At 69.7% G+C, this 24,353-nt stretch carries 20 protein-coding genes; 12 read left to right on the forward strand and 8 right to left on the reverse strand.

Annotated features, from left to right (window positions below):
• The first annotated feature begins 77 nt into the window (after positions 1–77).
• From ACFWX1_RS22015 to ACFWX1_RS22050, 8 genes are all read left to right on the forward strand, one after another.
• Positions 78–884: an Abi-alpha family protein gene (locus ACFWX1_RS22015; RefSeq protein WP_378390047.1), complete on the forward strand. Its 807-nt coding sequence runs from the start codon at positions 78–80 to the stop codon at positions 882–884.
• A gap of 8 nt (positions 885–892) precedes the next feature.
• The gene (locus ACFWX1_RS22020) at positions 893–2,137 is read left to right on the forward strand and encodes a DUF445 domain-containing protein (RefSeq protein WP_378390049.1); all 1,245 of its coding nucleotides are present in this window, start codon (positions 893–895) and stop codon (positions 2,135–2,137) included.
• A gap of 59 nt (positions 2,138–2,196) precedes the next feature.
• Complete coding sequence (locus ACFWX1_RS22025; protein ID WP_378390051.1) at positions 2,197–5,277, forward strand: patatin-like protein; 3,081 nt, start codon at positions 2,197–2,199, stop codon at positions 5,275–5,277.
• A gap of 994 nt (positions 5,278–6,271) precedes the next feature.
• A complete protein-coding gene (gene ectA, locus ACFWX1_RS22030; protein ID WP_378390053.1) occupies positions 6,272–6,781 on the forward strand; it encodes a diaminobutyrate acetyltransferase in 510 nt (169 codons plus the stop codon).
• 38 nt (positions 6,782–6,819) lie between these two features.
• The gene (ectB, locus tag ACFWX1_RS22035) at positions 6,820–8,076 is read left to right on the forward strand and encodes a diaminobutyrate--2-oxoglutarate transaminase (RefSeq protein WP_378390055.1); all 1,257 of its coding nucleotides are present in this window, start codon (positions 6,820–6,822) and stop codon (positions 8,074–8,076) included.
• 9 nt (positions 8,077–8,085) lie between these two features.
• Positions 8,086–8,481 (forward strand): ectoine synthase, encoded by a 396-nt coding sequence (locus tag ACFWX1_RS22040; protein ID WP_378390057.1) that lies wholly within the window; start codon positions 8,086–8,088, stop codon positions 8,479–8,481.
• 37 nt (positions 8,482–8,518) lie between these two features.
• The gene (thpD, locus tag ACFWX1_RS22045) at positions 8,519–9,421 is read left to right on the forward strand and encodes an ectoine hydroxylase (protein ID WP_378390059.1); all 903 of its coding nucleotides are present in this window, start codon (positions 8,519–8,521) and stop codon (positions 9,419–9,421) included.
• A gap of 495 nt (positions 9,422–9,916) precedes the next feature.
• Entirely contained in the window at positions 9,917–12,691 is a 2,775-nt protein-coding gene (locus ACFWX1_RS22050) for a BTAD domain-containing putative transcriptional regulator (protein WP_378390061.1), read from the forward strand.
• 397 nt (positions 12,692–13,088) lie between these two features.
• Here the strand turns inward: ACFWX1_RS22050 and ACFWX1_RS22055 are convergent, their stop codons facing one another.
• The 6 genes from ACFWX1_RS22055 to ACFWX1_RS22080 all read right to left on the reverse strand — a co-directional run bounded on the left by ACFWX1_RS22055 (position 13,089) and on the right by ACFWX1_RS22080 (position 17,863).
• Positions 13,089–13,760: a DUF4190 domain-containing protein gene (locus tag ACFWX1_RS22055; RefSeq protein WP_378390063.1), complete on the reverse strand. Its 672-nt coding sequence runs from the start codon at positions 13,758–13,760 to the stop codon at positions 13,089–13,091.
• A gap of 429 nt (positions 13,761–14,189) precedes the next feature.
• The gene (locus ACFWX1_RS22060; RefSeq protein ID WP_378328840.1) at positions 14,190–15,077 is read right to left on the reverse strand and encodes a hypothetical protein; all 888 of its coding nucleotides are present in this window, start codon (positions 15,075–15,077) and stop codon (positions 14,190–14,192) included.
• Positions 15,074–15,550: a DUF6932 family protein gene (locus tag ACFWX1_RS22065; RefSeq protein ID WP_378390065.1), complete on the reverse strand. Its 477-nt coding sequence runs from the start codon at positions 15,548–15,550 to the stop codon at positions 15,074–15,076. The genes ACFWX1_RS22060 and ACFWX1_RS22065 overlap by 4 nt, the downstream gene beginning before the upstream one ends.
• Positions 15,551–15,640: 90 nt before the next feature.
• Positions 15,641–16,156: a hypothetical protein gene (locus ACFWX1_RS22070; RefSeq protein WP_378390067.1), complete on the reverse strand. Its 516-nt coding sequence runs from the start codon at positions 16,154–16,156 to the stop codon at positions 15,641–15,643.
• A 5-nt stretch (positions 16,157–16,161) separates the two neighbouring features.
• Positions 16,162–16,905, reverse strand: coding sequence for an OmpA family protein (locus ACFWX1_RS22075; RefSeq protein WP_378390069.1), 744 nt, complete (start codon positions 16,903–16,905; stop codon positions 16,162–16,164).
• Between the two features lie 154 nt (positions 16,906–17,059).
• Complete coding sequence (locus ACFWX1_RS22080) at positions 17,060–17,863, reverse strand: SGNH/GDSL hydrolase family protein (RefSeq protein ID WP_378390071.1); 804 nt, start codon at positions 17,861–17,863, stop codon at positions 17,060–17,062.
• 258 nt (positions 17,864–18,121) lie between these two features.
• Here ACFWX1_RS22080 and ACFWX1_RS22085 point away from each other — a divergent pair, with 258 nt between their 5' ends.
• A complete protein-coding gene (locus tag ACFWX1_RS22085; RefSeq protein ID WP_378390073.1) occupies positions 18,122–18,790 on the forward strand; it encodes a DUF3159 domain-containing protein in 669 nt (222 codons plus the stop codon).
• A 107-nt stretch (positions 18,791–18,897) separates the two neighbouring features.
• Here ACFWX1_RS22085 and ACFWX1_RS22090 read toward each other — a convergent pair whose 3' ends face one another.
• Together ACFWX1_RS22090 and ACFWX1_RS22095 are read right to left on the reverse strand one after the other, a co-directional pair.
• Complete coding sequence (locus tag ACFWX1_RS22090; protein WP_378390075.1) at positions 18,898–19,857, reverse strand: N-acetylglucosamine kinase; 960 nt, start codon at positions 19,855–19,857, stop codon at positions 18,898–18,900.
• Positions 19,854–20,897, reverse strand: coding sequence for an SIS domain-containing protein (locus tag ACFWX1_RS22095; protein WP_378390076.1), 1,044 nt, complete (start codon positions 20,895–20,897; stop codon positions 19,854–19,856). The genes ACFWX1_RS22090 and ACFWX1_RS22095 overlap by 4 nt, the downstream gene beginning before the upstream one ends.
• A gap of 155 nt (positions 20,898–21,052) precedes the next feature.
• Between ACFWX1_RS22095 and ACFWX1_RS22100 the strand changes: the two genes are divergently transcribed.
• The 3 genes from ACFWX1_RS22100 to ACFWX1_RS22110 all read left to right on the forward strand — a co-directional run bounded on the left by ACFWX1_RS22100 (position 21,053) and on the right by ACFWX1_RS22110 (position 24,312).
• Positions 21,053–21,808 carry a GntR family transcriptional regulator gene (locus ACFWX1_RS22100; protein WP_378390078.1) on the forward strand — a complete coding sequence of 252 codons (756 nt, stop codon included), beginning with the start codon at positions 21,053–21,055 and terminating at the stop codon, positions 21,806–21,808.
• 90 nt (positions 21,809–21,898) lie between these two features.
• On the forward strand, positions 21,899–23,413 hold the full coding sequence (locus tag ACFWX1_RS22105; protein ID WP_378390080.1) for an MFS transporter: 1,515 nt from the start codon (positions 21,899–21,901) through the stop codon (positions 23,411–23,413).
• Positions 23,414–23,526: 113 nt separating this feature from the next.
• Positions 23,527–24,312 (forward strand): hypothetical protein, encoded by a 786-nt coding sequence (locus ACFWX1_RS22110; RefSeq protein WP_378390081.1) that lies wholly within the window; start codon positions 23,527–23,529, stop codon positions 24,310–24,312.
• Positions 24,313–24,353: the final 41 nt, after the last annotated feature.

The raw sequence follows: 24,353 nt of genomic DNA on the forward strand, positions 1-24,353 counted from the left end.
CACGATGCGGCGCCATCACGCCGCCATTCGGCCTACCCGCAGGTAGCATCAGCGCGAACAGCGAGGGAGTGGGGCCCGTGAGCACAGAGCGAGCCAACGGCAGTGGCACGAAAAACGGCACGGTGGAGGACGTCGCGAACTTCGCCAGGCGGGCGGGTCAGCTGGCGGGCTGGGCCGCGCGCACCGGGTTCGATCTCACCAGGAAACTGCCGGGCGTGGACACGGCCGAGCGCGGTATCCGCACGGTCGAACGCCAGCTGCTGACCGAGCTGCGCCGCCGCCTCGACGAGGTCGACGACCCGTACCACGCCGCGCTGACCGCCGCGTCCGCGATGAACCGCGCGCGGCTGGACGGCGAGCCGGTCGAGGCCACCGTGACACTGGTGCCGGCACGCGACAACCACGTCGAACCGCTGCGCGCGGCGATGGCGGAGCTGCTGAATCACTCCATCGGCTTCGGGCGTGAGCGGGCCCGTGAGTACCTCTACGCGATCATCCTGCGTCAGCTGACCCCGGACGAGGCCCGCATCCTCTCCGCGCTCTCCGACGGCTCGCCGTTCCCCGCGGTCGACGTCGTCGAGCGCAACGGTCTCGGCGGGAGCGGCCGGGTGGTGCTGCGCAACGCGTCGACGGTCGGCAAGACGGCCGGGGTGTCCCTGACCGACCAGGTGCCCGGCTACCTGACCCGGCTGATCGGGCTCGGCCTCGTCGACCTCGACGAGGAGGTGCCCTCGCTGGAGACCCAGTACGAGATCCTGCTGACCGACGAGACCGTGCGGGAGGCCGAGCAACTGGTCAAACGCGCGAAGTTCATCCGGCGCACCGTGCATATCTCGCGTCTCGGCGCGAGGTTCTGGCAGGCCTGCGACCCGAGCCTCGGCTGAGCCCGGCCATGGGTGCGTTCGTCAATGGCATCCTCGACGACTTCGGGCGGCACTGGGCGCTGTACGTCTCCATTCCGATCGTCGCCGCCCTGATCGGGTACTTCACCAAGATCGTCGCGATCCGGATGATGTTCCAGCCGGTCGAGTTCATCGGGATCAAGCCGTTCCTCGGCTGGCAGGGCATCGTGCCGAAACGCGCGGCGCGGATGGCGAGCATCGCCTGCGACACGATGACCGAGCAGCTCATCAAGCCGTCCGAGGTCGTGTCCAGACTGGACGCCGAGCGGATCGCGAAGGAGATCGAAAAACCGCTGCTGGCCGGGGTCGAGGACATCGTCCGCGAGGTGGCCGGGCACTATCAGCCGGGGCTGTGGGAATCGCTGCCGATCGGTGTGCAGCGGCTGGTCATCCAGCGGGTCCAGGCCGAGTCGCCGCGCATGGTCGCCGCCGTGCTCGACCTCATCAAGTCCGATGTGGACAGTGTGTTCGACCTCAAGGGCATGGTCGTCACCAGCCTCGTCAAGGACAAACGGCTGCTGAACCGGATCTTCCAGGAAGCAGGCCGGGACGAGTTCAAGTTCATCCAGCGTTCCGGGCTCGTTTTCGGCGGATTCATCGGCGTCATCCAGATGGCCGCCTGGATCCTGTTCAAATTCCCGCTGATCATGCCGCTGTTCGGCCTGTTCACCGGCTGGTTCACCGACTGGCTCGCGTTGCGTATGATTTTCTACCCGATCGAACCGAAGAAATATTTCGGAATCCAGTGGCAGGGGTTGTTCCTCAAACGGCGCGCCGAGGTCGCCGAGGCGTACGGGGAGCTGATCGCCAAGGAGATCATCACCCCGCACAACGTGATCGAGGCGATCCTGCGCGGACCACTGTCCGATCGCGTCCTCGCGCTCATCCAGCGGCAGCTCGACGTCGAACTCGGCAGGCGCAGCGGACTGGCGAAACCGCTGCTGCTGTTCGCCGTCGGCGGGAAGCGCTACCAGGACCTGAAGCTGTCGATCTCCGAGCAGATCATGGCGCGGCTGCCCGAGACCATGGCCTACATCGAGGACTACGCCACCGACGCGATGGACATCCGTAACGTCCTGGTCTCGAAGATGAAGGAACTGTCCCCCCGGGAATTCGAGCGGCTGCTGCGCCCGGCGTTCGAACAGGACGAATGGATCCTCATCGCGACCGGCGCCGTGCTCGGGTTCGCGGTCGGTGAAGCGCAGGTGCTGTTGCTGGAGCATTTCGCGGACTGATTGCTCCGCCCGGTTACAACCGGGAACGATTTCCGCCGCCCGGCCCTATCCTCTGGAGTATGGCTGAGGGAGCGCGGGAAGACCGCGGCGAGGAGCGTACGGACGGCACGACAACGGTTTCCCTTAAGGATTCCCCAACGGATTCCCCAACGGGCAAGGAAACCCCGGAACCGTGGCGCCAGGAAATCCGGCTCGCGATGACAATGGTGGGCGGCGCGAGTCTCGCCGTCTGGATGGGCGGCATCGCCTCCGAGACGTCGCAGGTACTGCACGCCTCGCGGGACGAGAAAACGGAAAGCGTGTACCGGAGGTTGATCGATCTCCTGCACGTCACGGTTTCGATCGACGTCCTCACCGGAACGAGCGCCGGGGGTATCAACGCGGCCTGCCTGGGGCTGGCCGAGGCGTTCGGCTCCACCCCGGAGGTGCTGCGGGACACCTGGATCAGCACCGGCTCGCTGGACAACCTCATCCGCGATCCGAACGAGAAGCTGCCGCGCTCGCTGCTCGACGGCGACCGGGTCCTGCTCGGTGACCTGGAACGCGCGCTGCACAGCATCACTCACGGCGGCACCCCGCCCGCCGAGGAGCCGGACATCACCGTGCTGCTCACCGGCACCATGATCGACGGCGAGACGGCGCGCTTCGACGACGCGCTGGGAAACCTGGTGCGGGACACCGATCACCGGATGCTCTTCCGCTTCGACGGTCCTTTGTGGACGCCCGACGTCCTCGGCCCGCTCGCGCTCGCCGCGCGGTCGAGCGCGTCGTTCCCCGGCGCGTTCGAGCTGTCGAGGATGCCGATCGGCAAGGACGGCACCGATCGGTTGCACCCGGACATGACGCGCTACACCGAACTCACCCGCTCGCACTGGCTCACCGACGGCGGAGTGCTGCTCAACAAGCCCCTGCGGCCCGCGCTGCGGGAGATCTTCGAACGGCCGTCGCACGCCGACGTCCGGCGGCTGCTGTTGTACGTGGTGCCGACCGGTGAGCGAGAGGCCGATGTGGTCGAGGTGGACGCGGCGAATCCGCCGTTGCTCGGCACCGCGCTCAGCAAGGTGGTTTCGACCGTGCTGAACCAGACCATCAGCACCGATCTGGAGGATCTGACCCGGCACAACGATGCCGTCGTGCGGACCCGCGACACCCGCGTCTCCCTTTCGGCGATGGGGCTGCGCGGCGATCCGGACACGTTCGTCGACGCGAGGCTGATGGCCGCCTACCGCGAGCGCCGGGTGGCCGAGGACGCGAGCGAACTGGTGCGCGCGGCGAGCCGGGTCTACGCGGTGTCCGAAGTGGACGGTCTGAAGGCGCAGTGGGCGTCCGGGATGTCCGCGCAGCTGCGGACCGTCGCCGCCGACGGCCTGCGGGACGGTGTACCGGACCAGCCGCCGGGCGGGCGCGTCACGCTCGACGAGCTGATCGGGTTCCGCACCACGGCGCTCGACGACGCCGTCGGCACCGGCATCCAGGTGATCAACGCCGGGTTCCGGCTCGGACCGTCGCCGGAGCAGGCCGCGCAGCTCAACGAATGCCGTGCGCTGCTGCACCAGGCGCGGCGGGCGGCGGCACGCGGCGTGAAGCTGACGCCGTGGGTGGTGGAGCACGAACCGCCGCAGCCCGGGATGTCGCTGGACGGCTGGATCGCCGCGCTGGCCGCGGAATGGGCGGGGAAGGGCCGGGCGGACACGCTGCGCGAGGCGTGGCCTGCCGTGGCGGGCGCGCTGCGTCAGGCGGCTCCGGTGCTGCGCACGCTGGTGGGCGAACAGACCGAAGGAGCGGCCGACACCGTCCGTACGCTGCTTGACTGGTTCGGGCTCACCGCGGACGACAAGAGCGCGGGCGACGACGTCGTGCTGGCCAGGTTGCTGGCCTTGCACGTGGCGACGCGCGGGCTGCTGGCGCAGCCGCCGTCGGTGGACCAGCGGGTCGATCTGGTCCAGGTCAGCGCGGACACCCGGACCCTGCTGGACATGAGCCGCACGCGGGCGCACACCAAGCTGACCGGGATGCAGGCGGGCGATTTCGGCGCGTTCTACAAGGCCTCGTGGCGGGCCAGCGACTGGATGTGGGGCCGCGTCGACGGCGCCGGCTGGCTGATGCAGTGCCTGCTCGACCCGAAACGCCTGCGGCTGCTGCGGGATCTCGCCGGGGCCGAGGCGTTCCGGGAGCGAGTGCGGGAGACGTTCAAGTCCGTCGGCTGGCGCCTTCCCGGACCCGCGGACAATCTCGGGCCGGGAGAAGCGGAATCGCTCGCCGGGCAGCTCGCCGAGGAGCTGGGTTTCCTCGGGCTCGACGCGCAGCTCGGGGACGCCGAGGTGGCGGAGGACGTGCCGCTGAGCATGCCGGTCACGGCGATGGTGCTCGCGCGGGCACGGCAGCTCGAGATCGCGCGCGAGGAGCTTCCCGTGGTGTGCAAGCACGCCGAGGAGGATCTGGAGACGGCCAAGGGCAACGGGAAGGCGTCGGCGGCGTTCCGCAAGGCCGGGGCTGAGCCCCCGGCCGACGACGCCGCGACGCAGCGGGTTTTCCAGGCGTGCCGGGTCTCGGCGGAGAAGGTCGAGGACGAACGCGGGACGATGCTGCTGACATCGACGTTGATCAAGGCGGGCGCGGCCGGGATGAACGCCGCGGCGGGGGCGGCGCGGGTGCCGAAGTCGGTCCAGCCCGCGGTCGGTTTCGCGCAGACGACCGGGCGCAGCGCGTGGTGGATCACGCGTGGCGCGGTGCGGCTGGGGCGGCCGTGGAACCTCGTGGCGGCCGCGGTCACCGTGCTGGCCGGGTTCGTGCTCGGCGGGAACGGCGGTCAGGTCCTGCAGTGGGTGGGCATGCCGGTCGCGGCGGGCGCGCTGGTGTTCCTGGTGGTCAGCCTGATCACGCTGGGGCGGACGTGGCGGATGCTGCTCACCGTGCTCGGGGTGCTGATCGTGGCGGCGCTGTTGTTCGCCGCGTTCCTGCCGCCGATCGCCGATCCGCTGTTCGGCTGGCTGGGCGGGGTGGTCGCGGGCTGGCGGCGCGGCGAAGCCCCGGTGTGGTGGCTCGTGGTGGCCGCGCTGCTCGTCCTGCCCGCGATCTGGACGCCGTTGGGCAGCGTCACGCGCCGCCTGCGCCGCCCGGCCCCGAAGGACCGCGTCTGACGCCGTTCTCGGCCTGGGGCAGGGTCTCGGCAAGTCGAAACGCGCCGGTCGCCTCGCGGTGTCCTCTCGCTCCGCGGGTGTTGGTGACGTGTCGAGGGGGCCTTCGCCGCGATGAGCCCGTCCGTCGCGGTGTCCTGAACGCTCCGTTGGGGACGGTGAACGTCGCGAACGCGTCGTTCACGGCATCGGCAGGGCGAGATCACCCAGCCTCGAGCCCGCCCGAACGCCGTGAAGGCCTCCTTCACGGCACTCAGCGCCGTGAAGGGGTCCTTCACGGCATCGCACTCCACAAAGGACACGTCGACAGCCCTCATAGGACTGATGGACGGGCGCACGGGGGCCGTCACGAGCCTGCGGGGCGCCCCCCGCATTCATCGTATCGCCGGAGCACGACAGAGCCGGGGGTCCGGAGGCGCTGGGGGCACTAGTTGTCCACAAGCGGGATGGCCTTGTGGATAGCGGGATGAGAGCTTGTCCGTGAATGCCACATCGAGGGAATCAGAGTCCCTCGATGTGGCATTCACGGACCTTCGAACGCGACGCCGGTTCGCCGGTGGCGCTACGAAGTTCGGTGACCACGCTTCGTTATCCTGAGTGAAGGCGAGGTACCCGTGGCCTGCTCGCAAAGCACCGCGATCGGCTGCCCGCGAAAGGTGAGGATCGCCTGGTGAAACAAAGAATTCGGCGACCGGGAAACCGCTGCGGCGCGCGGCGCGGTAACGCGCCCGGTGGAACACGCGATGAGGGGTCAGGCACGGAAAGTATGCGTGTCCGCCTTGCGAAGCGAGTCATTTCGGTTCATCGTCGAGTAGTGACCGGACTGGAGGCCGCTGACGACAGGTGGGCGGCCCAGCCGCATGTCGTACCCAGATCATGCCCCGCCCAAACGCATATGTGGGACTAGTCACGCGAGTTTTCCCGTCCTCGCAGGTAGGCGCGCTGCCGGAGCCGCCGTCGCTGGCGGGAAGAAAATTCTCTGTTACGTTTCATGAGTATGTCCGGAAAGCTCTTGATCGAATCCCCGACCAAGGCCGATGGCGCCGCGCTCTGGCGAATCGCTCGCGATTCGGCAAAGCTTGATCTCAACTCGCCGTATGCGTACATGCTGTGGTGCCGCGATTTCGCGGAGAGTTCGGTTGTGGTCTCCGAAGGCGGCGAACCCGTTGGTTTCGTGATCGCCTACCGCAGACCCGACGAGCCGGAGACGGCGCTCGTCTGGCAGGTGGCCGTCGACGCGTCGCAACGCGGGAAAGGCCTGGCCGGGACGCTGCTGGACGAGCTGTTCACGCGGCTGGTCGAGCGCGGGGTGCGCTATCTGGAGACCACGATCACGCCGGACAACGAGGCCTCCATCCGGCTGTTCGCGTCGTTCGCGAAGCGCTGGAACACCTCGTGTGAAACCAGCAGGCTGTTCGAGGCCGAGGATTTTCCGGACGACGAGAACGTGCACGCACCCGAGGACCTGTACCGCATCGGGCCGCTGCAACCGCTTAATCGTCAGTAATACGTTAATTCCCCGCGACAGGGAGAAAAGAAAACGTCATGAGCATCTTCGAAGAGCTCGAATCCGAAGTTCGCAGCTACAGCCGCGGCTGGCCGGTCGTCTTCGACCGGGCGCAGGGCAGCTGGCTGCACGACGAGAGCGGCAAGGCGTACCTCGATTTCTTCGCGGGCGCCGGTGCGCTCAACTACGGGCACAACAACCCGGTGCTGAAGCAGGCGCTGCTCGATTACATCCAGCGTGACGGCGTCGTCCACGCGCTGGACATGTTCACCGTGGCCAAGCGCGATTTCCTGCAGACGTTCCAGGAGAAGATCCTCGGTCCGCGCGAACTGGACTACAAGATCATCTTCCCCGGCCCCGGTGGCGCGAACGCCGTCGAGGCCGCGCTCAAGCTGGCGCGCAAGGTGACCGGCAAGGAATCGGTCATCAACTTCACCAACGCCTTCCACGGCATGACGCTGGGCGCGCTGTCGGTCACCGGCAACTCGATGAAGCGCGGCGGCGCCGGTATCCCGCTGGTGCACGCCACCCCGATGCCGTACGACAAGTACTTCGACGGCGCCATGCCCGACTTCCTGTACTTCGAGAAGCTCCTGGAGGACTCCGGCAGCGGGCTCAACGAACCCGCCGCGGTGATCGTCGAGGTCGTGCAGGGCGAGGGCGGCATCAACGCCGCGCGCATGGAGTGGCTGCAGGGCCTGCAGGAGCTGTGCCGCCGGCACAACATCCTGCTCATCGTCGACGACGTCCAGATGGGCTGCGGCCGCACCGGACCGTTCTTCAGCTTCGAGGACGCGGGCATCGAGCCGGACATCGTGTGCCTGTCGAAGTCGATCAGCGGCTACGGCCTGCCGATGGCGCTCACCCTGATCAAGCCCGAACTCGACGTGTGGGAGCCGGGTGAGCACAACGGCACCTTCCGCGGCATCAGCCCCGCGTTCGTCACCGCGACCGAGGCGATCAGGACATACTGGAACGACGACGACCTGGAGAAATCCACCCGGGCGAAGGGTGAGCGCATCGGCGCCGCGTTCTCGGGCATCGTCGAGACCTACCCCGAGGCTGAGCTGACGGCCAAGGGACGCGGGCTCGCGCGCGGTCTCGAGTTCGCCAGCGGCGACCTCGCCGGCCGGGTCTGCGCCGCGGCGTTCGACCGCGGTCTGCTGATGGAGACGTCCGGACCGGATGGCGAGGTGATGAAGCTGCTTCCGCCGCTGACGCTGTCCGACGAAGAACTGACCCAGGGGCTCTCGATCATCGACGAGTCCGTTGCCGCAGTACTGAAAAAGAGTTAAGGAGCGCCTGTGCTTGTCCGCACCCTGGACGAGGTCACCGACACCGAGTCCGACATCAAGACCCCGAACTGGCGAAGCAAACGGATCATCCTCGCCAAGGAGGGAGCCGGGTTCTCGGTGCACGAGACCACGCTCTACGCGGGGACGGTGAACGACTTCTGGTACGCCAACCACGTCGAAGCCGTGTTCATCGTTTCGGGCGAAGGGGAGATCGAGGACAAGGCGACCGGAAAGGTCTACCCGCTCAAGCCGGGCTCCCTCTACCTGCTGGACGACCACGACAAGCACCAGGTCCGGCCCAAGACCGAGATCAAGTGCGTGTGCGTGTTCAACCCGCCGGTCACCGGCCGCGAGGTCCACGACGAGAACGGCGTGTACCCGCTGGTGGCCGAAGAGGCGTCGTAAGCCGAACCCGTCCGACAACGTCAGGAGGCGAACCACTGTGACACTGATGGGTACCCGCGTCGAAGATTCCTACCCGACGCGGATCACCGGCACGCCGGAGCACCTGCCGCGCGTGCACCCCACCGTGTGGGGTACCGACGCCGATGGCCCGATCGACGCGGCCACGCTGGCCAACCACGAGACCAAGGGCTACACGGTCATCGAGGATCTGCTTTCGCCCGCCGAGGTCCAGACGTACTGGCAGGAGCTGGTCCGGCTGTCCTCCGCCGAGGATCTGCACGGCGACGAACGGGTGATCACCGAGCAGAAGACCGGTGAGGTGCGGTCGGTGTTCGACGTGCACGAGATCAGCGAGCTCATCGCCGAACTCGTGCGCGACCCGCGGGTGCTCGACAGGGCGCGCCAGATCCTCGGTTCCGAGGTCTACATCCACCAGAGCCGGGTCAACTACATGCCCGGCTTCAAGGGCACCGGGTTCTACTGGCACTCGGACTTCGAGACCTGGCACGCGGAGGACGGGATGCCCGCGCCGCGCGCGGTCAGCTGCTCGATCGCGCTGACCGACAACTACCCGTTCAACGGCGGGCTGATGGTCATGCCCGGTTCGCAGCGCACGTTCGTCCAGTGCGTCGGCGAGACGCCCGACGACAACTACAAGAGCTCACTCAAGGACCAGCGCGTCGGTGTCCCGGCCGAGGACGACATCACCAAGCTGGCCGCCGAGTACGGCATCGACCAGTTCACCGGCCAGGCGGGTTCGGCGCTGTGGTTCGACTCGAACATCATGCACGGCTCGTCGAACAACATCACCCCGTATCCGCGGTCGAACATCTTCCTGGTGTTCAACAGCGTGGAGAACGCGCTGGGCGACCCGTACGCGGCCGCGCAGCCGCGTCCGGCGTTCATCGCGGGCCGGGACTCGACGCCGCTCACCCGCTGACCCCCGCGGGGGACCCGGGCACGGAGGGGCGGCTGTAGCCGGGTCTGTGCGCCCTGTTACTTTGTCGCCACCGCGCGGGCAGTGGTCCGCGCACCGACGTCGCCGAAAGCCGACCGGGTTCTTGAAGCTCGGGGTGAGCCCGCCCGGACGGCCGGACGGTGGCAGTCGGGTGGACCGTGCCCCCTGGCGGCCCAGCCGACGGCTCCAAGTCGGGCCCTGCACCATCAGATCGGGACTGATGGTGCAGGGCCCGACTTTTTTGTCGATGCGATATCCGTGGTTACGTACGAATGCATTACGACATCCGGCGTAATCGACCTCGTCGGTGCGGCATTCGATGAGAAGGCCCCGTTCCTGCGGCGAACGGAGCACCCGATTGGCGCCCTTGTCCGCGTGTTCTTCTCGGAAGAACCATGTGTGTCAGCCCCCGATCACGGTAAGTTGACATTTCTGGCGGGGGAGACGCCGGAACCATACGGGGAGGTGGGCGCGAGCATGGCCGAAATCGGATCGACCGCACGATTCCGGCTGCTCGGGCCGGTCCAGCTCGTCGTCGGTGATCGGACGGTGCCGATCGGCGGCCCCGGCGTCCGCGGTCTGCTCGCCCTCCTGGCGCTCAACGTCAACAAGGTCGTCGGGCTCGACGAAATCATCGACGCGCTGTGGGACCACGATCCGCCCGCGACCGCGCGGACCATCGTGCACGGCAACGTCTCGCATCTGCGGCGGGTGCTGCGCACCGTCCAGGGCGAGGACGGCGCCCGCATCCTCACCAGCCCGCCCGGCTATCTGCTCAAGGTCGATCCGATGCGGATCGACGTCCACCACGCGCGTGCCCTGCTCGGCCGGGCCGCGCACGCCCGTCCGGAGGCCGCCGCGACACTGCTGGCCGAGGCGCTCGCCCTGTGGCGTGGTCCCGCGCTGTCCGGGGTACCCGACTCGCTGCGCGCGCCGGAACTGGAGGATCTGCGGCTCGCGGTGCACGGCGCCAGGGTCGACGCGGACCTCGATCTGGGCCGCCACGCGGAGCTGATCGCCGAGCTGAGCCCGATCGTGCGGGCGAATCCGCTCGCCGAGCGCACCGCGGGCCAGCTCATGCGCGCGCTGTACTACGCGGGCCGCCGGGGCGACGCGCTGGAGCTGTACCGGACGGTCTCCCGCGCGATCATGGACTCGCTCGGCGTCGAGCCCGAGGCCAAGCTGCGCTGGGTGCACGAGCGGATCCTCGACGACGATCTGCCGCCCCGCGCGGAAGCCGCCGGGACCCGCGGTGCCCAGCCGGATCCCGAGCCCGGCCCGTCCCAGCTGCCCGCCGCGGTGCCGAGCCTGCCGGGGCGACAGGCCGATCTGGCGTGGCTCGACGGGCTGGTCGGCCGGGGCGACGGCACCGTCGCCGTCGTCTCGGGCACGGCCGGGATCGGCAAGAGCGCGCTCGTCGTCTGGTGGGCGCACCGGGTGGCCGACCGTTTCCCGGACGGCGTGCTGTTCGCTTCGCTGCGCGGGTTCGACTCCCGGCACGCGCCGCTCGAACCCGCCGAACTGCTCACCCAGTTCCTGCTCGGCCTCGGCGTGAAGACGTCGCAGATCCCGGAGCGGGTGCACGAGCGTGTCGCGCTCTACCGGTCGCTGATCGCCCGGCGCCGGATGCTGGTGCTGCTCGACGACGCGCGCTCGGCCGATCAGGTGCGGCCGCTGCTGCCGCCGAGTTCGGGGTCGATGACGGTGGTGACGAGCCGTTCGCGGCTGGACGGGCTCGCGGTGTCGAACGCGGCGAAGCTGCGGGTGCTCGGGACGCTCGCCGAGCCCGACGCCGTCCAGGTCATCGAGGAATTGGCCGGGCCCGCCGCGCTCAACCACGAACTGGCGAAGCTCTGCGGCTACCTGCCGCTCGCCCTGCGGATCGCCGGTGCCCGGCTCGCCGCGGGTCCGGAGTGGACGGCGCAGGACCTGGTCGCGGAACTCCGGGACGAGCACACCCGGCTGGCCGCGTTGCAGGTCGAGGGCGCCGACGGCGGAGTGCGTGCCGCCTTCGACGTCTCCTTCCGCAGCCTGCCCGCCGAGGTCGCCGAGATGCTCCTCCAGCTCGGCGCGGTACCGGGGCCGGCGGCCGGCCCGTACCTGATGGGCGCGATCGCGCGGGTGCCGGCGGCCGAGGCCCGCCGGCGGCTGCGGGCGCTCGCCGCGCACAACCTGATCGCCGAGACCGAACGCGACGTGTTCGCGTCGCACGACCTCGTCCGCGTCTACCTGCGTGAGCAGGCCGAAACGGAACTCCCGGCCGAGCGCCGGGCCGCGATACTGGACCGGCTGGTGGGGTTCTACCTGCGCACGGGCGACCTCGCCCGTCGCCGGATGCTGCGGATCATCGACCCGTTCGACTTCTCCGGCGAACTGGACGACGTCGAGCTGCCCGCGCTGTCGTCCTTCGCCGAGGCCGCGGAGTGGTTCTCCGCGGAATGGCCGAACGTGCTGGCGACGCTGAACGCCCTGAACGTCGAGGGCCGGTACGAACAGGCCTGGCGGCTGGCCCAGGTCGCGCACAGCTACCGGCTCGTCTCGCCCCTGCTCGACGAGTGGACGCGGGTGGTGGACTGCGGGCTGCGCGCGGCCGAGAGCGCGGACAACCTGGCGGGGCAGTGCTGGATGCTCATCGCGCGGGCCGCGATCGCGCTGACGTTCGAGGTGCCGCACAGCGGCCTCGCCGACGCCGAACGAGCCGTGGAACTGGCCGCCAAACTCGGCGACTCCCGGCTGTCGATCTCCGCCGGTATCCACTACGGCGGCCTGATCAGCCTGTCCGGCGAGCACGAACGGGCGATCGAACGGCTGCGCCGGGCACTGGCGGAGGCCGAACGCGGCGAGGACATCGAGCTGCTCGGACAGGTGCTGAACGACTGCGCGGTGGCCGAGAAGCGGGCCGGGCGATACGTGGACGCGATCGCACACCAGCTCGAGGCGCTGGCGATCGACCGGGAGCTGGGCGACGACTGCTACGCGGTCGTGTCGCTGAACCGGCTCGCCGAACTCAACCTCCGGATCGGTGTGTTCGACGACGCCGAGCGGTACGCCAGGGAGGCCATCGAGCTCGCCGTACGCTGCGGGTTCGACCTGCAGGAGGGCGTGCTGCGCCTGACGCTCGGCCGGGTGCTGCGGACCAGGGGCGAGGCCGAGGCAGCGCGCGAGGAGTTCGCGACGGCACTGCGCATCTACGAGCGGACGAATCCGAAACTGACCGGCACTGTCCGTGTCGAACTCACCGGACCGGACTGAACACGCGAGTTCTCCGCCTGAACACGCGAGATCTCCGTCCGGACACGCGAGTTGCCCGTCCGGGCACGCGAATGTGTCCTTTCGGCCCCGGAATGGTGTGTCATCGAGCGGGAAATGACCTGTCAGGGGGTGCCCAAGTGCGCACCCTTAGTGGATTCTTAGTGACGGAGGCCGAGATCCGCGTAGGGTCCGGCCAGTGCCCGCTGAGCCCTAGGGGAGGGGCGGTCTGTGAAGTGGGCGCGTCGAACCCGCAACCCCTAGCCGGGTTCGACCAGGGGCCGTCTCGGGACGGCTCAGGCGGCCCGGCCGGGGACCGGCGGGGGGTGAACCGGCCGGGCGCCAGGCACCATGGTTTCGTGCGGAGGGCTCCCTCGCGAAAGCCCTTTCCCGGGCCGTTTCAGCCGACGTTGGCCGTGCACAGCGCGATCGTCGTGCCGGTGTTCTCGGCGACCTTCTTGCCGTCCACTGTGATCGAGCAGCTGATCTGGTTGTTGACGCTGCCGTTCGGCGAGTCCGCGGTCAGCGTCAGCAGGTACGCGCCCGAGTTGTAGGACGCCTGCTGCCGCCACGCGTCGGTGCTCGACGGGGCGGTCTCGGTCCGCTGCGTGTTGAGGCTGCCGTACCGCACGTTCGCCCCGCCGTTGGCGGTCACGACGAAACCGACGACGTGCTTGTCGCCGTTCACCGCGGGCATGTGCAAGCCCGCCTCGGTGCCGCCGCTGAAGAAGGCCCGGTACACGAGCCAGCCCGCCGTCGCGAGGATCGCGACCACGCCGACGACCACGCCGGTGACGGCCACGCCCCGGTCGCCCACCGTGCCGCGGCGCGCTTGGACGACGCCGACGATCGAGAGCACCAGGCCGCCCGCGGACAGCGGCCAGGCCGCCAGGTCGACGACCGGAAGGAAAGCCACCCCCAGCGCGGCCACGCCGCAGACGAGACCGATGACGCCGAGCACGTTCCGGCGCGGTTTCACCTTGCTCGCTCTGCGTCGCTGAGTGGCGGCGATCGGATCCTCTCCTCGGCCGTGTCGCGCGGTCGAGCGCGGGTACGGCGGCTCGGTGATCATTTGCACTGCCCTTCGGCTCGGAGAGGGCCGACGTTAACCCAAAAGTGTGGCACCGAACGAAATCGTTACATACTGGAAAACGTCATTGTCTCACCTTCACCGCGAGTGTCCCGTCATTCGTTGACCAGTGCTAACGATGGTCAATGCAGGAATTATCGGATTTCCCAGCAAATGCCAATGGAGATGGGTCTTTCGGACAAGTCGGCCCGCTGGATCGGTCCGTTTTTTCCGCATCGCCGGGTGCCGACGGAATTCGCAATGCGCACGGGCGTTCGCGGGAACGTGAAATGGGCCGTGCGGCCCAGCCCGTGACGCTCGGTAATCGACCGCACGCCGGCCGGTGCGGAGGAGAATCCTCAGTGTCTTGCGGGGCACCCGCACCCGATCGGCAGCGTGGGCTGGCTGGCGCGAAGGTAAGCCCTCGCCGCCTCAGTGGTCGAACAGGCTCACTTCGGGCGTGATCTCGAGCAGCTCGTGCACCGGACGCCCGCGGCGGCCGTCGATGGTCGTGGTGCGCACGACCCGCAGCCGCGCGGTGACCGGACGGTCCAGGTTCTCCTTGATCTGGTCGAGCAGGTCCTCGGCCACCGCGCCCTGGATCGTGCCGCCGGACTCGCGCTCGAGATAGAAGATCCGCCGCCGCGTGCGGACGCCGTCGAGCCGCCCGCTGACCGTCTCGTAGCCGACGGCCTCGCGGGACTCGCGCAGGCTGCCCTGCAGGATCCTGGCCTGTTCGGTGGTCATGCTGCGGGTCACCTGCTCGCCGGAGGTCGGCGTCAGCGCCATCCCGATCCCGGCGTGCTTGCTGACCGCGTTGACGACGTCGCTCACCGCGTTGCGGACGGTGTCGCGCTGGAGCAGGACGGCGTCGAGCGCGCCGTCGTCGGAACCGTTGGCGGGCAGGAAGTCGCACAGCTCCTTGACCGCGCGCTCCGACAGCGTCTCGATCCCGTCGTGGATGAGCGCGTCGGCCTGATCCTCCAGTTCGGGGAAGCCGAAGAAGATCGCGTTGCCCGCCTGACCACGCTGGATGAGCGGCGCCTTGTCCCGGTCGGCCTGCTGGACGATCGTGACCTCGTTCGACGGGTTGCGGATGATGTGCCCGATCTTCGCGGTCGCGTCCTGCAGCGCCCGGCTGATGTCGGAGAACGTGTACGCGTCGATGTGCGTCTCGCCGATGACCGACACGTGCAGCAGCGGCGAGCGGCAGGTCCGCTCGAACTTGGCGTTCGCGGCCATCGCCGACGCGCGCGCGAGGTCGTCGAGCCAGGTGCCGCCGGGGATCTCGTCCGCGACGCGGCGGAATTCGTTCCTCACCAGACCATCTCCGGATATCCCTTGCCGCCTTCGGCCCAGACCTCGGCCCAGACGTCCTCGTCGCCGGGGCGGCACAGGAAGCCGTCCAGCATCCCCCCGACCGGTTGAACCTGATCGAGGTACATCGCGGGCTGCCCGACGAACACCCCTCGCAGCGTCAGCAGGCCGTACAGCGCGGACCGGCCGGCGTCGTCGAGGCGCTTCAGCGCACCCCATTCGTCCGGGATCAGCACGACGTCGAGACCGTGCGGCGGATGCGGGGTCCGCGTGACGAACGCGCCGCTGATCCACGCCCGTCCGGACGGGATGATCCGCCTGGCCACGCCCAGATAACTGTTCAACGCGCTGAACAGGATCTCGCGCTCGTTCTGGTGCGGCGCGTCGAAGACCAGCCGCTCGTAGACGTCGGCGAGGTCGGCGTGATGGCGGCCGGGTGGCAGCAGGTTCTCCGCCGTCCAGCGCGGGAGCGCCATCGACAGCCTCCTTCGTCGCCTCGGGGCTCCCGATCGAAGAACGTGCTCGGCTCCCGCTCACAGTGCGTAGCCGAACTTACCAGGTGGGTGTCAGCTCCTGCGCCCCGGTTGGTGGGAGCGGGGCGGCGGGCCGTCCGGGGCGGGCCCGTCCTGGGGCTCCGACGGCCAGTCGTCGGCGGCGGGCCAGGCGGGTTCCTCCTGCCCGTGCTGGGCGTGCGGCGGTGCCGGCGCGGGGAGCTGGCCTTCGCGATGTCCCTCGGGTTCGGGAACGTCCGGTTCCTCGTTCAGGTAATGCGGTTCGTCGTGCGAGTACTCGTCGTGCGGGTAGTGGTGGTCGTCCTCGAGGTGGCCCTGGTCCTCCTCGGCGTAGGCCGCCTGCGGGATGTACTGGGTTTCCTCCGCTGCGTGCGGGGCCGGTTCGCGGGCCTCGTAGATCTCGTGCCCTTCGTGACCCTCGTGGTCCGGTTCCGGCTCCGGTTCGGCGTACGCGGCCTCGGCAGGGGCCTCGCGGCGCTGCGCGGCACGCATCAGCAGCCACGTCACGAGCGCCCCGAGGAGGAACGCGAGGAGCAGCCAGAGCCAGATCTGTGCGAAGAGCCAGAACATCGCCATCACCCCTGTTCGACCGTGATCTCGGCCCTGCGGTCGTTGCCGCCGGCGGCGGGCAGGGTGTCGCCGTAGCCCTGCGCGGTGACCCGCTCCTGCGGAACACCGTTGGCCTGCAACAGTTTCGCGACCGTCCGGGCGCGGTCCTGCGAGAGCCGGAGCGCGGCACGCTCCCCGCCGGGGCCGCGGGCGGCGTGCCCGCCGACGCGGAACTGGAAGCCGTCCGGAGCCTTCGCGAGCACCTTCGCCACCTCACGGACGGCTTGGGTGCCCTGGGCGGTCAGGCGGGCGCTGTCCGGGGTGAAGGTGATGGGCGTGGTGGCCAGTACGCGGTCGATCTCGGCCTGCAGCCCGGCCTTGCCGGTGGGCGGCGCGGCGGAACTCGGTGGCGTGCTCGGCGGTTCCTGCGACGGCGAGGCCTCGGGTGGCGGCGGGGAAGCGCTTCCCGGCGGCGGCCCCGCGGGCCGGACGTCGCCGGAGATCCCGGCCGCCCCCACCCCGTCCACGGCCTGGACGACGTCGAGCGCCCGGGTCGCCTGCTCCGGCGGGAATCCGCTCAGTGTCGCGTCCCGCCCGGAGAAGCTCACGGTGCCCGAGGGCAGCCCGGCCGCGGCCAGCGCGGTCTGCGAGCGCGCGGTCAGATCCGACTCGATGGCACCCGAACGCAGCCAGGTCACGATCCCCGCCAGCAGGGCAGTGACCAGCAGCGCGATCGGAATCAGCCGGATCCAGCTGCGTGCGCCGGGCATAAGGGGACTGTAAGCCGGGCGGCCCGACTTGGCGACTCAGCGCCACCCCGCGAACGGGGAACTCTGCCCCGCCAACGTGGAACTCGGGCCCGCGAACGTGGGACTCGCGGCGGCGGCGAGTCCCACCTTCGGGAGGCCGAGTTCGGCGTTCGGGTCAGCTGGCGGCGGCGTTGCCGGGCAGTTCGACAGGGAGCTCGACGGGGGCCAGCGGAGCCAGCTGAGGCCGCTTGGGGGACAGGCCGTCGCCCATCGACTCGCCCTTGAGCTGACGTCGTATCCACGGCAGCAGGTGCACCTTCGTCCACTCCAGATCGGAGCGGCGCGAGGTGATCCACGTGTGGGGCTCGCCGGTCTCCGGCCACGGCTCGCGCCAGTCGCCCTCGACGGGGACATCGAGTACCTCGGCGGTGCGCAGCGCGATCCGCCGGTGCGCCTCGGGCGTGAAGTGCAGCCGGTCGCCGCTCCACGCGCGACGGTCGTGCAGCGGCTCCATGCCCCACAGGTCGACCATCTTCGCGCCGTGCCGGTCGGCGATCGCCCACAGATGGGCGTTGTAGAGGCCGACCTTGCTCCGCAGCACGTGCATGACCGACAGCGACTTGGTGTCCGGGCCGTTGAAGATGACCACCGGGATCCCGGCCTCGCGCAGCGAGGCGATCCCGGCCTCGAAGCGGGCGGCCACCGCGTCGACGTCGGCGCCGGGCACGATGATGTCGTTGCCGCCGGCACACACCGTGACCAGATCGGGCTTCAGCTCGAGGGCGATCGGGAGCTGCTCGGTGAGGATCTCGTCCATCATCTTGCCGCGCAGCGCGAGGTTCGCGTACTGGAAACCGGCCCGCCCACCTGCGAGGATCTCGGCCAGCCGGTCGGCCCACCCGCGAAAGGCGCCATCGGGCAGCTCATCGTTCAGGCCTTCGGTGAAGCTGTCGCCGATCGCCACATAACTGTCAAACACGCTGGGTCCCCTTCCCGTCCGTCGCGCCGCCCCCGACATATAGTTGTACACCCCAACTAACCTTCGGGCGCAGTCCCCCTGAGCCCGTCGGGTTCAACCGGCAGTCACAGTCTCTTATCTTGCCGGATGTCCCCGCATCTCCATTACGTCGATTTCACAGCTCGTGACGTAAATCGCCCTACCGGGCCATGCGCTACACATGTGGTGTAGGTCTCCCCGTGCCGAGGGTGCTCACCCGCTTCGGGCAGGCTGGAGAGCGTGACCGACGAATCCGTGCGCCGCGAGTCGCTCGCGCAGGTACTCGGCGGCCGCCAGGGTGCCATCGACGCGAGTATCCCGCCGGTCGCGTTCGTCGTCGGCTGGCTCGCCTCCGGCCGTTCGATCGCGTGGGGAGCGGGCGCGGCCATCGCGGTGGCCGCCGCGCTCGCCGTGTTCCGCGTCGCCCGTGGCGGCAAGGCCCGCGCGCTGGTGGTGAGCGTGGCCGCCGTGGTGATCGCCGCGCTGATCGCGCTGCACACCGGCCGTGCCGAGGACTTCTTCCTCATCCAACTGCTGTCCAATGTGGCCAGCGCGCTCGCGTGGGCGGCGAGCATCGTCGTCCGCTGGCCGCTGCTCGGTGTCGTGGTCGGCTTGGTGACGGGACAGAAGACCCGCTGGCGCCGCGATCCCGCGCTGCTGCGTGCCTACTCGCGGGCGAGCTGGGTCTGGGTGTTCGGCCAGTACACCCTGCGCGTGCTGGTGTACGGCGGGCTGTGGTGGTCCGGCCAGGTCGTCGCGCTGGGCGTGGCCCGCACGGTGCTTTCCTGGCCGCTGGTGGCACTGACCGTCGCGGTGAGCGGCTGGGTGCTCTTCCGGACGTTGCCGACGGGTCATCCGGGCTTGCGCGCTGTACCGGATGACCCGCCGGGCGACGTACCCAACGCATAAGGCGGCCCCCGGCGAGGGGGGAGGGTCCGGGGGCCGGTTCCTACGGTACCCGGACAACCCGGCTCGCGTCGATGTTTTCGACTCGTTGTGCCACCTTTTGCCGATTTTTATTGTTCCGAAGGGCGGACCGCGTCGCCCTTGAAGGCGGCCAGAGCGGCAAGCCACGCCGCGCCGAGGACACCGTCGGAGCTGGTCAGCACCTCGCAACCGGTCAAGCGGGCCCGTACCAGTGTGCCGACTGGTCCTTCGGCGGACAGGACGCTGCCGACCAGCACAACGGGTGACGACTCGCCGGGTTCGCGTGTCGCGAGAGCGTTCGCCACGAGGAGATCGGCCGCGGACGAGGTGATCCGCTTCGCCGCGGGGTCCCCGGCGGCGTCCGCCGCGCTCACGAGCGGAGCGAAACGCGCGAGCCGGATCGGCGCGTCGGCGTTCGCCTTCGTGATGAGAGCACGGGAAGCCGCGATCCGGTCGCTGTCGGTCACAATGTCCACAGCGGACAGTGCCAGTGCCTCGGCGAGCACCGCCGAGGCGAGCCCGCCGAGCGGCAGGCCCCTGCCGAGTGCCTCCAAAGTGGAGCGCACGGCCTCCCTGCCGAGCCAGAACGCCGATCCCTCGTCACCGAGCAGCCAGCCGTACCCGCCAGCCGTGCCGGCGAGCCGGTGGTCCCGGATCCGCCCGGCGATCGAGCCGGTGCCCGCGACGAGGACCGTTCCGTCCGGTGAGGACGTTGCCGACGCGAACGCCACCTCCGCGTCGCTCACGGTCCGCACGAGGCCGCCCAGCCCGATCCGTTCCCACGCGGCGTCGAAAACCGCCGCCACGGACGGATCGGACAGTTTGCTCACCCCGGCCATGCCGGCCACGCACGCGCGTACGCCCGCGGGATCGAGATCGCCGAGCGCCGCGACGATCGTGTCCGCGATGCGCCCGGCGGCGACGGCGGGCTCGTGTGCGTTGGGGTTGGCGCCCTCGCCGCGGCCCCGGCCCAGCACGACGCCGGTGGCATCGACCACGACAGCACGGGTCGAGGTGCCACCGGCGTCCACGCCGATTGTGTAACTCACCGGGTCTTGGTCACCTTGAGCAGCCCGCGCGGGCTGTCCGGGTCACCGCCGCGCGCGAGCGAAAGGCCGAGCGCGATCCGCTGGATCGGCAGGATCTCCAGGATCGGCGCCAGCTCCTCGACCGTGGGCGCGACGCCGATGCGCAGTGCCGCGGGGACGTCCTCGGCCGCCGAGCCGACGGCCAGTACGTCAGCGCCCCGCTTGCCGACCGCGTCCAGTACCTCGCGCATGGCCTGACCGCCGTGCCCGTTGCTGGTCACCGCGAGCACCGCGGTCTCGCCGTCGACGGCCGCGACCGGGCCGTGCAGCAGGTCCGCGCCGCTGTACGCGCGGGCGGCGAGGTAGCTCGTCTCGGCCAGCTTCAGCGAGCCCTCCAGCGCGGAGGCGTAGGAATAGCCGCGGCCGGTGGTGAGGACCCGGTCGACGAAGCGGTAGCGGTCGACCGCGCGCTGGACACCGGCGTCCGCGCCGTCGAGCGTCTGCTGCGCCAGCTCGCCCAGCTTCGCGGCGTCGGCCGCCTTGCCGCCGCGGACCGCGTCGATGAGCAGGTACAGCGCGAGCAGCGTCGCGGAGTACGTTTTGGTCGCGGCGACGGCCTTCTCGACCCCCGCGCCGATGTCGACACCCAGTTCGGACGCCGCCCGCAGCGGCGATTCGGGGGTGTTGGTGACGGACACGGTCAGCGCGCCCTGGCTGCGCGCGGTTTCGGTGACCTCGATCAGGTCCGGGGAGCCACCGCTCTGGCTGACCGTGACGAAGAGCACGTCCCGCAGGTCGGGACGGGCGCCGTAGAGCGTGGCTGTGGACGGCGACACCAGGCCGGCGGGGAGACCGAGGAGTACCTCGATCAGGTATTTCGCGTACAACGCAGCGTGATCACTCGAACCACGCGCGGCGAGGAGGGCGAATCGTGGGGGCCGCTGTGAGATTTTTTCCGCCACCTCGGCGATTTCGGCCTGACGCTCGACCAGCCCGGCGAGAACTGCCGGTTGCTGGGCGATTTCCGCGGCCATGTGCTCGCCGGGACGTTGTTCGGTCATCACTTTCCTCTCCACCGGGACGTGCTGTCCCGAAGCGCTGGCGGCGTCGGTCAGGTCTAGACCAATGCTAGCCGGGCGGGCCGTTTGTGGAGAAGGGTACGTTTCCTACAGGGAGCGTGGCGCGTTAGAGCGGGAAGGCGAGAGGGAGTTCGGTCATGTTGGAGACAACCACCACGGGTGAGGCAGGCTCGGTGAGCACGATTCGCGGCCAGCGGGAGCCCAAATACTGGGCATTGAAGCAGCATCTTCTCGACCTGCTCGACGCGTTGCCGCCCGGTTCGCCCATTCCCACCGAACGCGCGCTCGCCGGCGAGTTCACGGTGTCCCGCACGACGGTCCGGCAGGCGCTGGCCGATCTGACCGCGGAAGGCCGCTTGCACCGTGTTCAAGGAAAGGGCACCTTCGCGGCCGAGCCGAAACTCGCCCAGCGCCTCCAGTTGTCTTCCTACACCGAGGACATGCGCAAGCAGGGCCTCAAACCGTCGTCCAAACTGCTCGATCTCGAGGAGTTGTCCGCCGAGGGCGATCTGGCGAAACTGCTCGGAATCCGGGCGGGCGCGAAAATCCTTCGCCTCAGCCGGTTGCGCCTGGCCGACTCCCAGCCCATGGCGCTCGAGACCACGCACCTGCCGCTCGGCCGATTCCGCGGGCTGAAGAAGCACATGTCCGCCGGCGGCTCGCTCTACGCCACGCTGCACGAGCATTACGGCGTCGAACTCGAACGCGCCGAGGAGACCATCGAGACGTCGCTCGCCGGGCCGCGCGAAGCCGAGATGCTCGGCGCCGACGTCGGCATGCCGGTGCTGCTGCTGACCCGGCATTCCTTCGCGACCGACGGCAAACCGGTCGAATTCGCCCGCGCCACCTACCGCGGCGACCGCTACAAGTTCGTTACGACCCTGCTGCCCTGAGCACGCCGCCGCCGTCCCGGGGCCGCGTCTTGCGTTCCCCGGGGACGCGGGCCACGGTGATCCCATGCGACTACTGGGCGGAACGGCACGGTGACGGCGACCGCGGACGCCGGGATCCGGTGGGGCACCTCGGCCGCGCGCGGGGTGCTGGCCACGACCATCCTCGGCTCCGGCATGGCGATGCTCGACGGCACGATCGTCAACGTCGCGTTGCCCCGGATGGGTGAAGAGCTGCACGCCTCGGTCGCGGGTCTGCAGTGGATCCTCGACGGCTACATGCTCGCGCTCGCCGCGCTGATCCTCGTCGCGGGATCGCTCGGCGACCGGTACGGCAGGCGCCGGATGTACGTCGCGGGCGTGATCTGGTTCGGTGTCGCGTCCGGGCTGTGCGCGGCCGCGGTGTCCACCGAAATGCTCGTCGCCATGCGGATCCTCCAGGGCATCGGCGGTGCGCTCCTGACGCCGGGCTCGCTGGCGATCCTGCAGGCGTCGTTCGCCCACGACGACCGGGCCCGCGCGATCGGCGCGTGGTCCGGGCTCGGCGGGATCGCGGCCGCGGTCGGGCCACTGCTCGGCGGGCTCCTCGTGCAGCTGTGGTCGTGGCGGCTGGCGTTCCTGATCAACCTCCCGCTGGCCGTCGTGGTCGTGCTGATGGCCCGCAGGTTCGTCCCCGAGTCCTGTGACCAGCAGAGCAGCGGGCATCCGGACTTCGGCGCCGCCGCGCTCGGCGCCATCGGGCTCGCCGGGATCACCGGCGCGCTCGTCGAAGCGCCGGGACGTGGAATCGGCGACCCGCTCGTGCTGGTCGCCGCGGTCGTCGGTGTGCTGGGACTCGGTGCCTTCGTCGTCGTCCAGCACCGCTCGGCGGACCCGCTGGTGCCGCCCGCGCTGTTCCGCGACCGGACGTTCACCCTGGCCAACGCGCTGACGTTCGTCGTCTACGCGGCGCTCGGCGGGGTCATGATGCTGATGGTCATGCAGCTGCAGGTCTCGCTCGGCTACTCGCCGACGGCGGCGGGGCTCGCCGGGCTGCCCATCACGCTGATCATGCTCGTGCTCTCGGGCCGGTCGGGCGCGCTCGCCCAGCGCATCGGCCCGCGCACCCAGCTCGTCGCCGGGCCGTTGCTCATCGCCGCCGGGATGCTGTTGCTGACGCGCGTCGGCCCCGGCGCGTCCTATCTCGGCTCGGTGCTGCCCGCGGTCTGCGTGTTCGGGTTCGGGCTGTCGGTCGTGGTCGCCCCGGTGACCGCGACCGTGCTCGCCGCGGCGCCCGACCGGTTCGCGGGCGTCGCCTCCGGCGTCAACAACGCCATCGCCCGCTCGGGTGGTCTTCTCGCGGTCGCGGTGCTGCCCGCGGCGGCGGGACTGACCGGCGCGTCGTACACCGATCCGGCGGCGCTCACCGCGGGCTGGCGGACGTCGCTGGTGATCTGCGCGGTGCTCGCCGCGGTCGGCGGATTGATCGCGCTCGGCATTCACAACGGCGTTCTGGGTACTCCGCCCGAAGAGCATCCAGCCGATGAATGTCCGCACCCCGGCGAATGTTTCCACTGTGGCGTGGAAGGACCGCCGACCCACGTGCGGCCGCTCGCGCACGACTCCTGAAACCGTCCACTGTGGACTCTAAACGTGGCGTTCCTCACGCCGCGCCAACGGTTGGATAGCTCCGGACGCCTTATTCGTTGGGAGTCGTAGAAGACGTCGGACAGATCGGGATCATGAGCAAGGAGAACGAACAAACCGCGGAGAAAAAGGAAGAGAAGTCGGGCCTGCGTGTCCCGCAGGTGCTCGCGGCGGCGCTCGCGGCGATCACCGCGGCACTGCTGGGGTCCACGCTCGGTGTGGCGGGAACGGTGCTCGGCGCCGCGCTCGCGAGTGTGGTGACGACGGTCGGCAGCGAGATCTACCTGCGTTCGCTGCACAGCACGACCAGGGCCGCGCGGAAGGCACGCGAGGTGCTGGCGACGTCGGGCAAGATCAAGCCCGTCGGGCGCGACGGGGGCCCGGTGACGCAGATCGACCTGGCGAACCAGCCGACGGTCAAGTTGCCGAGGCCGGAGCTGGACGGTCCGCCCGAGGACGCGACCGGCAAGCTCCGGAAACTGCGCTGGCCGTTGATCATCGGCACGAGCGTCGTCGCGTTCGTGGCGGCGATCCTGCTGTTGTTCGGTTTCGAGAAGACCACGGGGAAGCCGATCGGGGGCACGAACGGGATAAGCGGCATCTTCGGCGGGAGCACCGGCCAGAGCCGGGACGACCACAAGGACGTCCCGACCACCGGCGACCAGGCGCCGCCGCCCAGCGAGTCGAGGCAGGCGCCGCCCACGTCGACGCCGAGCCTGCCGCCGAGCACGACGCCGTCCTCGCCGCCGCCGTCCACCAGCAGCGCGCCGCCGACCACGTCGGCACCGCCGTCGACGTCGCAGCAACAGCCGACGCCGACGCCGACACCGGCGCAGCAGCAGCCTTCGCAGGAGCAGAAGCCGCCGCCCGGCGCGCAGTGACCGTCCTTTGTGGATGCTGAAGGGGACTTTCCTCGCAGGAC

Source organism: Amycolatopsis sp. NPDC059021 (assembly GCF_042739895.1).
Classification (GTDB): Bacteria; Actinomycetota; Actinomycetes; order Mycobacteriales; family Pseudonocardiaceae; genus Amycolatopsis.

Excerpts from the sequence above, each read along its gene's own strand:
- ACFWX1_RS22020 (WP_378390049.1), top strand. The coding sequence starts at position 893 with ATGGGTGCGTTCGTCAATGGCATCCTCGACGACTTCGGGCGGCACTGG.
- ACFWX1_RS22025 (WP_378390051.1), top strand. The coding sequence starts at position 2,197 with ATGGCTGAGGGAGCGCGGGAAGACCGCGGCGAGGAGCGTACGGACGGC.
- ectA (WP_378390053.1), top strand. The coding sequence starts at position 6,272 with ATGTCCGGAAAGCTCTTGATCGAATCCCCGACCAAGGCCGATGGCGCC.
- ectB (WP_378390055.1), top strand. The coding sequence starts at position 6,820 with ATGAGCATCTTCGAAGAGCTCGAATCCGAAGTTCGCAGCTACAGCCGC.
- ACFWX1_RS22050 (WP_378390061.1), top strand. The coding sequence starts at position 9,917 with ATGGCCGAAATCGGATCGACCGCACGATTCCGGCTGCTCGGGCCGGTC.
- ACFWX1_RS22055 (WP_378390063.1), bottom strand. The coding sequence starts at position 13,760 with ATGATCACCGAGCCGCCGTACCCGCGCTCGACCGCGCGACACGGCCGA.
- ACFWX1_RS22065 (WP_378390065.1), bottom strand. The coding sequence starts at position 15,550 with ATGGCGCTCCCGCGCTGGACGGCGGAGAACCTGCTGCCACCCGGCCGC.
- ACFWX1_RS22070 (WP_378390067.1), bottom strand. The coding sequence starts at position 16,156 with ATGTTCTGGCTCTTCGCACAGATCTGGCTCTGGCTGCTCCTCGCGTTC.
- ACFWX1_RS22075 (WP_378390069.1), bottom strand. The coding sequence starts at position 16,905 with ATGCCCGGCGCACGCAGCTGGATCCGGCTGATTCCGATCGCGCTGCTG.
- ACFWX1_RS22095 (WP_378390076.1), bottom strand. The coding sequence starts at position 20,897 with ATGACCGAACAACGTCCCGGCGAGCACATGGCCGCGGAAATCGCCCAG.
- ACFWX1_RS22100 (WP_378390078.1), top strand. The coding sequence starts at position 21,053 with ATGTTGGAGACAACCACCACGGGTGAGGCAGGCTCGGTGAGCACGATT.
- ACFWX1_RS22110 (WP_378390081.1), top strand. The coding sequence starts at position 23,527 with ATGAGCAAGGAGAACGAACAAACCGCGGAGAAAAAGGAAGAGAAGTCG.